This is a genomic window from Sulfuricaulis sp. (genome assembly GCF_024653915.1).
Lineage (GTDB): Bacteria > Pseudomonadota > Gammaproteobacteria > Acidiferrobacterales > Sulfurifustaceae > Sulfuricaulis.
Genome location: NZ_JANLGY010000013.1, coordinates 85095 through 97152, shown reverse-complemented (window position 1 = coordinate 97152; position 12058 = coordinate 85095). Strand labels below are relative to the sequence as shown.

Annotated in this window: 11 protein-coding genes; 5 read left to right on the top strand and 6 right to left on the bottom strand. The window is 54.8% G+C overall.

Annotated features, from left to right (window positions below; genetic code table 11):
* Positions 1-27: 27 nt before the first annotated feature.
* The 5 genes from NUV55_RS13820 (at position 28) to NUV55_RS06920 (ending at position 5969) form a co-directional block, all read left to right on the top strand.
* Positions 28-138, top strand: a complete 111-nt coding sequence (locus NUV55_RS13820; protein WP_367280367.1) for a zinc finger domain-containing protein — start codon at positions 28-30, stop codon at positions 136-138.
* 304 nt (positions 139-442) lie between these two features.
* Positions 443-1825 (top strand): hypothetical protein, encoded by a 1383-nt coding sequence (locus NUV55_RS06935; RefSeq protein ID WP_296671539.1) that lies wholly within the window; start codon positions 443-445, stop codon positions 1823-1825.
* Complete coding sequence (locus NUV55_RS06930) at positions 1816-2862, top strand: hypothetical protein (protein ID WP_296671537.1); 1047 nt, start codon at positions 1816-1818, stop codon at positions 2860-2862. The genes NUV55_RS06935 and NUV55_RS06930 overlap by 10 nt, the downstream gene beginning before the upstream one ends.
* A gap of 81 nt (positions 2863-2943) precedes the next feature.
* Positions 2944-3657: a hypothetical protein gene (locus NUV55_RS06925; protein WP_296671536.1), complete on the top strand. Its 714-nt coding sequence runs from the start codon at positions 2944-2946 to the stop codon at positions 3655-3657.
* 329 nt (positions 3658-3986) lie between these two features.
* Positions 3987-5969 (top strand): dynamin family protein, encoded by a 1983-nt coding sequence (locus NUV55_RS06920; RefSeq protein ID WP_296671533.1) that lies wholly within the window; start codon positions 3987-3989, stop codon positions 5967-5969.
* 16 nt (positions 5970-5985) lie between these two features.
* On the opposite strand, the gene ggt is transcribed toward NUV55_RS06920, so the two are convergent.
* The 6 genes from ggt to NUV55_RS06890 form a co-directional block, all read right to left on the bottom strand.
* Positions 5986-7653 carry a gamma-glutamyltransferase gene (gene ggt / locus NUV55_RS06915; RefSeq protein ID WP_296671532.1) on the bottom strand — a complete coding sequence of 556 codons (1668 nt, stop codon included), beginning with the start codon at positions 7651-7653 and terminating at the stop codon, positions 5986-5988.
* Positions 7654-7759: 106 nt separating this feature from the next.
* Positions 7760-8014 carry a YfhL family 4Fe-4S dicluster ferredoxin gene (locus tag NUV55_RS06910; RefSeq protein ID WP_296671530.1) on the bottom strand — a complete coding sequence of 85 codons (255 nt, stop codon included), beginning with the start codon at positions 8012-8014 and terminating at the stop codon, positions 7760-7762.
* Positions 8015-8058: 44 nt separating this feature from the next.
* On the bottom strand, positions 8059-8538 hold the full coding sequence (gene coaD, locus NUV55_RS06905; RefSeq protein WP_296671528.1) for a pantetheine-phosphate adenylyltransferase: 480 nt from the start codon (positions 8536-8538) through the stop codon (positions 8059-8061).
* A 76-nt stretch (positions 8539-8614) separates the two neighbouring features.
* Positions 8615-9259, bottom strand: coding sequence for a 16S rRNA (guanine(966)-N(2))-methyltransferase RsmD (gene rsmD / locus NUV55_RS06900; RefSeq protein ID WP_296671527.1), 645 nt, complete (start codon positions 9257-9259; stop codon positions 8615-8617).
* The gene (locus NUV55_RS06895; protein WP_296671525.1) at positions 9246-10640 is read right to left on the bottom strand and encodes a pitrilysin family protein; all 1395 of its coding nucleotides are present in this window, start codon (positions 10638-10640) and stop codon (positions 9246-9248) included. The genes rsmD and NUV55_RS06895 overlap by 14 nt, the downstream gene beginning before the upstream one ends.
* Positions 10630-12006: a pitrilysin family protein gene (locus tag NUV55_RS06890; protein WP_296671523.1), complete on the bottom strand. Its 1377-nt coding sequence runs from the start codon at positions 12004-12006 to the stop codon at positions 10630-10632. Before NUV55_RS06890 ends, NUV55_RS06895 begins: the two co-directional genes overlap by 11 nt.
* Between the last annotated feature and the right edge of the window lie 52 nt (positions 12007-12058).

Sequence of the window (12058 nt, the reverse complement as noted above, 5' to 3'; positions counted from 1 at the left end):
GGTGAACTGGGGTACTTTCATCTGTCCTTGAACGTCTACGGCCGCGCGGGCGAGCCTTGCCTGGTTTGCGGTACGGTCATCAGGGCCAGAAAACTGAGGCAAAGAAGCGCTTTTTTCTGCCCGAAATGCCAGACCTGACTATCACACCCAAATGGTGCAAATAATTCCAATGTATTGAATTGCCATCATTTATCGTTTTGGCCGCATCTATTCAAAATGAAAACAGGCCTGAGCAATACTTGACCTCACTTGTATCGCTGCTATAGCAGTTAGAAAGCAATACGATTCGTCTCCTGGCATAGGGATGCGTGCAGAGACAGTGGCAATGTTCTGCGTGAACCGAAATGTCGGGAGAAAAGCTTAAAGCACCTCCCCTGTGGCTTCACCAACGTGCCTGGCTGTTGTCTAACCAGAAAATGTCTGTCATGGGGTGGGTATACGGATGTTATATAAAATCTTGGGGCAATCAATTATCAAAGCATGTACGCATGGCACTCTTCAATTTATCTCTCGGCAAAAACCTGCGCGTCCTATTATCATCCTGTCTTGGGTTTGGGTCTTTGCTCTCATTGTCGCCAGCCATGCGCCACCGGTTGCCGCTGGCTCACAATGCTGGGTCGGCGAACTTCGCGTGATTAGCGGGAATATTGGAATTCATTCTCTGGGACCTTATCCAGACCGCGATGCAATCTTGGCTGCAGCCAAGCTTAAACTGGACGATCTCATGCTGGGGAAGCCTTACAACGATTATTGCTATCCAACCAGTCCGCCATTACCCATTATCTCCACCTATATAACATGCGACTGGTCTGGCTGCGACGGCGATTCTTGCTATTTTCAAAACGGGGTCTGGGTCTGTACTCCATCGAGATCCGATCGTCATATAGGTATCTCCACGAAATTCGCCAGTTGTATGTTGATGGGAGATTTACGCACATTTAATGACGCGCTGAGTGCCAAACCTTCTCCCGCATGTGCAGGTTCGTACACAATCAGGCTATCACTCAGCAACAACGCTTCTGAAACTGCCTCAATTCTGACTTCAATCGAGCCCGACAAGGCTACGAATCTGGTCGCGAAAGTCTACGATCAAAACAATCAACTCGTACCGAACGTCGGCGTGCGGCTTACGCTGGAAGCGAAGCAGAACAGCGGCGGGCACCATCACCCCGATGATACCGTCGCGGCGCGCACAGGTACGATGCAGGGTCAGCAGGTGCTGACGGGCAACACGGAATCGAACGGTTTGCAATTCAGCTACAAGGCTTCCAGCGTGTCGGGCGATTACAAGATCAAAGCTTCTTGCACCGATGGGAAGAACTGCCAACCGGAGGGGCCGGATACGGTGTGGGTGGGGTATAAAGGACTGCAACCAGTTGGCGATAACGCCGTATATCAATTGATTCCCAATGCCGCCAAGGACCCAGGACATCCGGACAATCACTATCTAACTTTAACCGCTGCATCGCGTCTCGCCGTCCTTGCTACACTTTATCATGCTAAATATCCGAACCTCGCTGTGTTGCATCTCAATGACGCGAGTCTTGAACGTGGTGGAATTTTTGACCTCAACCACAATTGGAAGTCGCCACACTTTGAACACTGCCGTGGCGCCGTCATTGATATCCGGGCCAATGGGGCGGAAGGGGCATTGGATATTACTAATCCAACTGATCCGATGATCAAGAAATTTCAAACATTGGCAACAGTTGTGGGTGCAGATGCAGCATGGGATGTTCCCAAGGACAAAACCAAAAAACGTCGTTGGGATCTGCGACATTTTCATATTCGCTTATTGAATCAGGAGGGATTGCAATGTCCATAAATCGTATGATTTTCGTTATAGTCGCTCTATTATTGAGCGCGGGTTCTACTCATGCCGAACTTGGAATCGGACATATTGCGAGCGAATGGGACCCGCAAACAAAAGAATTCAAAGAGGTATATAAGGATTGGCAAGAAGGCGTTGTCACCAATCTGGACACTGGCAATTACACCATTACCTACAAAGATGATGATACCTTTAGCGAGGTGGTGTTTGAACCATCTACAAAAATTGATCCTGCCCTAAAATCCAAATTTCATGTATCAGAGAACAAGAATATCATCACTTATCGTTATAAACTGAAAAACGGCAAGCACAGCAAGCAAAACATAGATACGCTAATAACAAATATCAATAGTGCATATGGAGATCTAAAGAATCCAAAAGACTGGGTTGGTCGGACTGTGCCAAATTCTGTAGATGATCGACTTCGGTTATCTTGGATATATGATGGGAATGTTGATCTGGGTGGCTTGAAACCCAATGAAGGACCCATTGGATTTAGTCTAGAGAGTTTCGATCTTCCTGGTATCGGCACAGCACAGATTACAGGTGCCGCTAGACCCACAACCTGGCTTGGGATACCTGATCCAGCATCAGCGATTGGGAAACAGGTTAACAACCTTCAGGCGAATAACTTCGTTCTCCGCCCCGCCGCCGTCCCGCTGATCCCGGTGCCGAATCCGTTTGATGCAGCCGCAGTACTAACCAGCATGCAGAAGCACGTCAATCAAGATCTCGTCAGCATGAAGCTGATTGACCCGGCCTTCGCATCCCAACTGGACCGATTATTCCAAACCGCCATCGCCGCCGCCAAGGGCAGCAACACCGTGGCGCTGAAGGGCAACCTCAAAGACCTGCGTCACATGCTCAAGCGAGAACATGCCGACGTGGACAAGGACGATGAGGACGGGGATGATGATGCCAAAGACAAGGAGAAAGATAAGTCTCGGTTAATCGACAAGCTCGCCGCAAAAGTCCTAGACTTTGATCTCCAGTATATTGAAAAGCGATTGAAGGCCGGGAAGGACGACTGACGTCGCTCAAGCTGTCCTTTCGGGACAGCAAACGCACATCATACGTCTGAATGTATGTACAGGCTATTATTAATCATCTGGATGTCGCTTGTGATCTGCTCCGCTCATGCAGCAGATCCTATAGCAGACAAACTCGAAGAGATATATCGACAATATGAGGCGGTAAAACAAGACAACAGTGAGGCGGGTGTTGAAACATTGATTCGGTTAGATCAAGAGCTGAGATTGTTGATTGATAAACCGTGGATGGTACGCAATAAGTCAATTGATGGTAAATATTGGAACGAGCAGTATAGGGTTATCGGAGTAAATGTTGGCCATTACTCTGACTCGCTGGAATATTCAGGTACGTTATTGCACGAAGCCAAGAAGCGCGACATTAAAAAACTGTATGAAGCCTATACCACCTACTCGGACATTTATGGAGGTCAAGGAAGTTTTTCAGGCGGATTTGGCATGCCAAATATCACGGCGGCTTTACACTACGAGAAGAAATTTCCCACAGGACCGTTTATTGAGGATACCTTGATTATTATCGGAAACTTCTACGATGATTTATACAAGGCGCTAAAGGACCGTGGCGAGAAGGATTACAAGTATGACTGCTTCTCAGCATTTTTTGATGAAACGCCAATAATGGATCAAATAGAGCGGGCCAGAAAAGCGGCAATCAATTACTATTCGAAGTTCCTATCACTGCATTCCAAGAGCGAAGCGGCTAAACGCTCAGTTCGAGAATGGAGGCATAATTTGGAGTCTGGCGATAGCCTAGGGTGGCATTTTTGTTCTGACTAGCACCAGGGTAATGCACAAAAAGGTTCTACCAGCCGATGTGGCACCGATGGGGGGGAAATTGGTTTTCCAGACCTGAGGGGCTTGTACCATCAACTTTTTGCAATTCCTGACCTAAGCAGGCGAAGGGGATTCTGTGGCCACAGGGCGCGGGAGAACGAGAGTTGCCATAAGTTGGAACGGGACTAGACTTCAGGTATCAAGATATGTAACTTAGCAAACTTGTTGAAAGGGCTGGATTTTTCACGTGACGAATAATTTCGATCCCGGAAAAATGAGGAAAATCAGGCTTAAAGGGAGGAGTTTCCCGCCAGGGAATCTATAGTTTTAGGATGCCGTCCGCCAGCAAAACCCAGAATCTAGAGCAGCAATTTGAGGCCTACAGCGAGTGGCGCCAGTCGCTCGCCCATGCCGTCACCGAACTCAAAACCTGGCTGCATCAGCAGGAACTGAGCGATACCCAGATCGATCAGCGACTGGAACACGTCCTGTCCACCCTGCGCGATGACAAACTCTATGTCGCCTTCGTGGCCGAGTTCTCGCGCGGAAAATCCGAGCTGATCAACGCCATTTTCTTTGCCAACTTCGGGCAGCGCATCCTGCCGTCGAGCGCCGGCCGCACCACCATGTGCCCGACCGAAGTCATGTACGAAAACGGCAGCGAGCCGAACTTGCGGCTGCTGCCGATCGAGTCCCGCAAGAGCGGCACCACCATCACCGAGTTCCGCGGCTTCCCCGAAGAGTGGCAGGTGCTACCGCTCGATACCAAGTCACCGGACAAGATGGTCCAGACGCTGCAACACATCACCGAGGTCAAGCACATCGCGCGCGAGGAGGCCCAGACAATGGGATTTCACGTGGCTGAAGAGGAATCGCAAACCGGCATGCGTCTTGCCGAAGATGGTCTGGTGGAAATTCCGAAGTGGCGCCACGCCATTATTAACATTCCACATCCCTTGCTGGAACAGGGGCTGGTGATTCTCGATACGCCGGGCCTCAACGCGCTCGGTGCCGAACCGGAGCTGACACTCAATATGCTGCCCTCGGCGCACGCGGTACTGTTTATCCTGGCCGCCGATGCCGGCGTGACCAAATCCGACATTGACGTGTGGCACGATCACATCGGCGTGCGCAAAGACAGCCCGAACAAGGGCCGCTTGGTGGTACTGAACAAGATTGACGGACTGTGGGACGAACTGCGCAACTGGGACGAGGTGCAGCAAGAAATTAATCGCCAGATCCGCGATACGGCGAAACACCTCGCCATCCCGGAAAGCAATGTGTTCCCGGTGTCGGCGCAAAAGGCGCTGCTCGGCAAGGTCAAAAAGGACAGCAAAATCGTCGAACGCTCGCGCATCCTGGCGTTGGAGCAGGCGCTGGGCAACGAAATCGTTCCGGCCAAACGCGAAATCGTGCGCGACAACATCAGCGGCGACATGGAGGATGTAATCAAGGCCATGCGGCTGATCATTTCGCAACGCACGAAGAACGTGTACGAACACATGGACGAGCTCGGCGGCTTGTCCGGCAAGAACATGGATGTCATCGAACACATGATGCAGAAGGTCAAGGCGGACAAAGAGGTGTTCGAGAAGAGTCTGCAGCGCTTTCAGGCCACGCGCAGTATTTTCTCACAGCAGACCAACGTGCTGTATACGCACCTGAACCTGAAAAACCTTGACACCCAGATTGCCCAGACCAAGAAGGAAATGGACCTCAGTCTGACCACGGCCGGGCTCAAATCGTGCATGGAAGGCTTCTTCAAGCACTCCCAGGACACCATGGAAGAGGCCTCCAAACAGGCCCAGGAAATCAAATCCATGATGGAGGGGGTGTACAAGAAATTCCAGGAGGAACACGGGCTCGGCAATATCAAACCGGGCAGTTTCTCGGTTACGCGCTACCTGCGCGAAATCAAGCGGCTTCAGGACCGGCATGCCCAATACATGAAGGGCATATCGCTCATGCTGACCGAGCAGCGGTCACTCACGCGCAAATTCTTCGAATCCTCCGTGGCCAAGACCCGCGCCATCTACAAGATGGCCAATCGCGACGCCGACAACTGGCTCAAGACCATCATGTCACCGATGGAATCCCAGGTGCGCGAGCACCAGGTGCAATTGCGCCGGCGGCTGGAATCGATCAAGCGCATCCATCAGGCAAGCGATACCCTGGAAGAGCGTGTGCAGGAACTGGAACAGATCCGCGACGGTATCCGCGAACAGGAAAAGAATCTGGAAAGCCGGGTCAAGGCGGTGATACAGGTGATAAATTTCGATAAGTCCATGGAGACTGCCGCCGACGAGTCGGCGTGATCATCAGCAGTTCTTTCTACTTCACAACCCCCGCACCCTCGCCGCGCGGGTCCGAAACCGCCTCCATCTTCCCGGTCTTTTTATACCACGCCACCACTTGCATGTTACCGTAACGTCCGCGCACGGATTCGAGTCGGTGCCCGAACCGCTGCAACTCGCGTGTCTCGTGCTCGTTGAAAGCACCGGTTTCATGCGCCACTACATCTGGAAGATACTGGTGATGGAAACGCGACAACCCTACCCACTCCTTCGATCCGCCGCGACCGTGCGAAAATTCCAGCGTGGCCAGCAATACCATGCTGATGATACGACTACCGCCGGGCGTGCCCAGCACGACAACAGTTTCGTCGCTTTCCAGAAATGTCGGCGTCATGCTCGACAGTGGCCGTTTTCCAGGAGCGACCGCATTGGCATCACTGCCCACCAAGCCATAGGTGTTGGGGGAATTGGGTATAACAGCAAAATCATCCATCTCGTTGTTCAGCACCACCCCGGTACCGGGCGGCATGAAGCCGGAACCAAAAGGAGTGTTCAGGCTCAACGTGGCCGCCACGCGATTGCCTTCCCGGTCAATGATGGAAAAATGGGTGGTATTCATGCCTCCGCCCGCGGCCTTGGCAGGCGAACCGGTGAAAGCCGGTTTTGTTGCACGCATTTCTTCCCGAAGTTTTGAGGTGTAGACGGGATCGAGGAGGCGTGGCACATCCACACGCACAAAATCCGGATCGCCAAGATGACGCGCACGGTCGCGGTAGGCGAGACGCATGGCTTCGATCACTGTGTGCTCACGTTGCGCATCCGGCATGGCATCCAGATCAAACCCCTGGAGCAGGTTGAGTATCTGGGTCAGCACGACACCGCCTGACGACGGTAGCGACGCCGAGGTAATACGGACACCACGATAGGATCCGCGCACCGGCTCACGTTCGACCACGCGGTATTCCGCAAGATCTTTCAGGCTCCAGATACCGCCCGCCCCGCGCACACCCTGCACCAGACGCTCGGCCGTCACGCCACCATAAAACCCCGCATGCCCCTTTTCAGCCATCCGTTGCAGCGTTTGCGCCAGCTCCGGTTGCCGCGCTGTATCGCCCGGAGCCGGAATCAATCCTTCCTTCAAATAGACCCGCGCCGCCTCTGGAAAATGATCGGTCAGGCGCATGTGCTGACGCAGCAGCATCTTTGAATAAAGCGGTGTGACTGGAAATCCCTCGCGTGCGAAGCGGATGGCGGGTACCAGCGTCTGTTTGAGCGGGAGTTTTCCGTATTTTTTGGCGATGTGATCCAGCGCCGCCGGTATGCCGGGGATGCCGGCGGCCAGCGCGCCGTCGATGGAAAGTGCGGGCACCGGCCGGCCATGTCGCAGATACATGTCGCGGGTGGCGGCCAGCGGCGCGCGTTCGCGTGCATCGATCATTATTTCGAATCCGTCGCGCGCACGATGCAGCAAAAAGAAACCGCCGCCACCCAGGCCGGAATTATAAGGCTCGACCACGGCCAGCGCGGCGGCGACAGCAACCGCGGCATCAAAGGCATTGCCACCACGCGCAAGGATTTCATGCCCGGCCTCGGTCGCCAGTGGATGAGCGCTGGCGATGGCCGCGGCGGTCGGGCGCGTCTCCGCTGCCCAACCTGACACAGGCAGCAACACCAACACGAGCAGCAGGCGCCAATAATTCTGCATGGCCGACAAGATAATGGAATTGGCGTAGCGAGGCAAAGATTGCCAGGTTTGAATTTGACAATAAAAAGGCGGCCATGGCCGCCTTGTCCAACGAGAGAGGGTCTCTCTACGCGCTTTTTTGAATCAGCCCCTGATACTTGACCTGCAACTGCACCTTGGTCTCCGGATGATCGGCATCAAGGATGATGCAATCCACGGGGCAAACATCCACGCATTGTGAGGTCTCGAAGTGACCGACACATTCGGTGCAGAGTTCGGGTTTGATCTGGTAGATTTCCTCGCCCTGCGTGATGGCGCCGTTCGGACACTCGGGCTCGCACACATCGCAGTTGATGCACTCTTCGGTGATCAGCAAAGACATAAAAAAAATACCTGGACAATAATTCCGGTTAAAGCGCTCACATATTAACGTATTTTGGCGGTCATCGCAGCCGCCACGCGCGCGTCGACAAATTCCGACACGTTACCGCCCAGCAGGGCTATCTCCTTCACCAAAGAAGCCGAGATGAACATCTCCTGCTCCGACGGCGTCATGAACACTGTTTCCACTTCCGGTGCCAGGCGCCGGTTCATGCCCGCAAGCTGGAATTCATATTCGAAATCCGACGCCGCTCGCAAACCACGCAGGATCACATTGGCCTTGTGTTGCCGCACGCAGTCCACCAGGAGGTTGTCAAAACCGGTGACTCTCGCGCCTTTGACATCCGCCAGCACCGCGCGCGCCAACTCCACGCGTTCCGAGAGATTGAACAGGGGCTGCTTCTGCGGGTTGGCCGCCACAGCTATGATGACCTCGTCGAACAAGCGTGCCGCCCGTCGCACCAGATCCGTATGGCCGTTGGTGATGGGGTCAAACGTACCGGGGTACAGCGCGACGACTTTCATTCAGCCCCTCGGAATGGAATTAATCCTATCATTGGCAATAGCCGTCTCATTGATGAAAATCAAGAATACCCCGCATTCATGCGGTCTTTCGCGCCAGATGATAACCCACCTGTCCGGCTTTTTTACTGCGAATCAGCTCCCACGTCGCCGGCAAGGTCAGATCCTTCAGCTGGCTGGGCGCTTCAACGTATACAAGCCCGCCGGGTTTTATCCATCCCCGCGCATCCACCATGGCAGCGCAATCCGCTATCAGATTGCTTTTGAAAGGAGGGTCGATAAAGACGATATCGAACGCTCGCGAGGTGCGCTGCAGAAATTCTACCGCGTCGGCCAATACCACCTCGGCGCCCGTCGCCTCCAGCCTTTCGATATGCTGGTGTAGCTGCTGCACCACGTGCGGTGCTTTTTCCACCATGACCACATCCGCGGCACCGCGCGAGAGCGCCTCCAGGCACAGCGCGCCAGTCCCGGCAAACAGATCGAGACAACTGGCACCCGCGATATAAGGCTGCAACCAGTTGAAAAGCGTCTCGCGCACGCGATCGGGCGTGGGTCGCAAACCTTCAGATTCAGATATATCCAGGCGCCGCCCGCGCCAGTGCCCACCGATGATGCGAAGCTTGCGCGGATAAGATGATTTTGATTTGGCGGGAGATAACTTCGATCCGGAAACACGCACGACCGGCGAACGTCGCACGCGTTTCCGCTCAGTGCCCGCCACCGACGGTCACCGTTACCATTTGATCGGGATGCACGTGTCGCCGGAATGCCACGCGAACCTGATCAACGCTCACGGCCTCGACGCGTGAAATGAAATCATCGAGATAAGTGAGCGGTAGTCCATAGAAGCCGATCACCGCCAGGTTCTCGGCGATCTTGCCGTTACTGTCGAGCCGCAACGGGAAGCTGCCGGTGATGTGTTTCTTTGCGGCTTCCAGCTCCTTGTCTGTCGGGCCTTTGGCGACAAAATCTGAAACAACCTGGCGCACCATCTTCAGTGCTTGATCGCGCTGCGAGTTTTTCGTCTGTAGACCGATAAGCAGCGGGCCCGGAACGCGCAGCGGATAGAAGTAACTGTAGACGCTGTACGACAGGCCATGCTTCTCACGCACCTCCGCCGACAAGCGCGACACCAGCCCGCCACCGCCAAGAATATAGTTGCCGACGTACAGTGAAAAATAATCCGGATCGCCGCGCCGCACTCCCGGATGCCCCATGTAGATATGAGTCTGAGTGGCAGGAAACACTATTTGCTTCATTCTTCCGGAATAGAGTGTATGCACCGGCGGTATCGGTTTTAGCGTTTTTCCGGATGGGAGCTTGCCTATGACGCGCTCAGCGATATTCCGCGCCTGGCGTTTACTCGCGTCACCGACAATCACCACCCAGGCATTAGTGCCAACATAATGGCGCCGATGAAAGACAAGCAGGTCATCGCGTGTAATGGCCTTCAGGCTTTTTTCGTTCCCCAGGGGATTGCTGGCATAGGGATGCTGGCCGTACAACTCACTGTAAAACGCCTTTTCAACAATCGCACCCGGCGACTGCGCGTCTTTTTGCAGGGACACGAGCGCTTGCGCCCGTTGGCGCTCGAGATTCTCCGCGGGATAGGCAGGGGTGGACAGAACCCGGGCGAACAATTCCAGCGCCGGGTCCAGCAAGGCGGAATCCGACAGGCTGCGCAGACTGACGCTGGCCATGTCGCGATCGACGCCGGCGCCAAATTCTGCGCCCACGCCTTCAAAACGACCGGCGATGTCATCTGCACTAAGCTTGTCCGCGCCTTCGTCCAGCATGGCCGCCGCCAGATTGGCAACGCCCGCCTTTTCCACGGGATCGCGGCTGGATCCGGCGTCGAATACCACGCGAACCTGCAACATGGGCAATTCGCGGCTTTCAACAAAATAAACGCGCGCGCCATTGGACAGGGTCCAGTGCTGGATTTTTGGACCCGCCTCGACTTGAGGAATAAAGGTGATAAGGCACAGGGTCAGAAACCACATCCCGAGATGTGCCACCCTCATCCCCACCCCTTCTCCCGTCAAGGGAGAAGGGGGCGAGCCGAGGCGCGCTAACGCGCGCACCAAAGTATTATCGAACATGGCCGCCTCCCATGCGCGGGGCGGGACGCGGCTTGTCTTTACTCATCGGCTGCGGATCGAGCACAGTCACTGTAAGGTTCGTGTCCACGAGATATTTGCGCGCGACCGTCTGCACCTGTTCCGCCGTCACGGCGTTGAGATTTTTAACGTAGTCATCGAGCATGCGCCAGTCGAGACCGACCGCCGCCAGGCGTCCGATCTGCATCGCCTGATAAAACACCGAGTCGCGCGAATAGACATTGCCCGCCACCACTTGCGCTTTCACGCGTTTCATTTCCTCGGCGGACACCGGCTCGTTGCGGATGCGTTCAATCTGGGCACGGATGGCCTTTTCCAGTTCCGCCGTGGTGTGCCCGTTGGTCGGCGTGGCCTCGATGAGCAGCATGGAGGGCGAACGCGACACCGCCGAATACTCAACGCCTATGCTGGAGGCGATTTTTTTCTCGCGCACCAGTTCACGCTCGAATCGCGCCGCCTGTCCGCCGTCAAGCACACCGCCGAGTATGCTCAGCGCATAGGGCTCCCATTCAGCAACTTCATTGCGCCCGGCCGATGCGTGCACCGGTGTGTGGTAGCCCAGCAAGAGATACGGTACCTCCGCCGGCAACGCGGCGCGTGCGCGGCGCTCGCTTTTTTGCGTGGGTTCCGCGGCAGCTGCTGTGGTCACCGGTGGGCGCGCGGGAACTGGCCCGAAATGTTTCTGTGCCAGCGCAAACACTTCTTTTGGCTGCACATCACCCGTCACAACCAAAATGGCATTGGCCGGGGTGTAATAGCGACCATACCAGTCACGCAGGTCCTTGACCGTCATGGATTGCAGATCCGCCATCCAGCCGATGACCGGATGCTTGTACGGATGCACTTCGTAGGCGGTGTTCATGAATTTTTCACCGACCAGCGCCTCGGGCTGATCCTCCGTGCGCAGCCGGCGCTCTTCCATCACCACTTTGATCTCCTTGATGGACTCGGCCTCGGTCAGCACCAGGTTCTGCATGCGATCGGCCTCAAGCTCGAAGGCGATGGGGAGACGCGATTTTTCCAGCTGCTGGAAATAGGCGGTGTAATCGTAACTGGTGAAAGCGTTTTCGCGCCCGCCATTTTCGGCGATGATGCGCGAAAATTCGTTGGGTTTGAGTTTGGCCGTGCCCTTGAACATCATGTGCTCAAGCACGTGCGATATGCCGGTGAGACCTTCGGGCTCGTCCTGGCTGCCGACCTTGTACCAGATTTGCGAAACCACCACCGGCGAACGATGATCCTCGTGCACGATGACGCGCAAGCCGTTGTCCAGTGTGGTTTCATGCGTCTGACTGCACGCTGTCAACCACAGGCCCAGAAGCAGGAGCCATGAAAATTTTTGAAGCATGGGGTTTCCCGGATTATTCTCTATATAATATTGTGCCACAGCTTAGAGTCAC

Coding starts and splice junctions, on each gene's coding strand:
- NUV55_RS06935 (WP_296671539.1), top strand. CDS start 443: ATGTTATATAAAATCTTGGGGCAATCAATTATCAAAGCATGTACGCAT.
- NUV55_RS06930 (WP_296671537.1), top strand. CDS start 1,816: ATGTCCATAAATCGTATGATTTTCGTTATAGTCGCTCTATTATTGAGC.
- NUV55_RS06925 (WP_296671536.1), top strand. CDS start 2,944: ATGTCGCTTGTGATCTGCTCCGCTCATGCAGCAGATCCTATAGCAGAC.
- NUV55_RS06920 (WP_296671533.1), top strand. CDS start 3,987: ATGCCGTCCGCCAGCAAAACCCAGAATCTAGAGCAGCAATTTGAGGCC.
- ggt (WP_296671532.1), bottom strand. CDS start 7,653: ATGCAGAATTATTGGCGCCTGCTGCTCGTGTTGGTGTTGCTGCCTGTG.
- NUV55_RS06910 (WP_296671530.1), bottom strand. CDS start 8,014: ATGTCTTTGCTGATCACCGAAGAGTGCATCAACTGCGATGTGTGCGAG.
- coaD (WP_296671528.1), bottom strand. CDS start 8,538: ATGAAAGTCGTCGCGCTGTACCCCGGTACGTTTGACCCCATCACCAAC.
- NUV55_RS06895 (WP_296671525.1), bottom strand. CDS start 10,640: ATGTTCGATAATACTTTGGTGCGCGCGTTAGCGCGCCTCGGCTCGCCC.
- NUV55_RS06890 (WP_296671523.1), bottom strand. CDS start 12,006: ATGCTTCAAAAATTTTCATGGCTCCTGCTTCTGGGCCTGTGGTTGACA.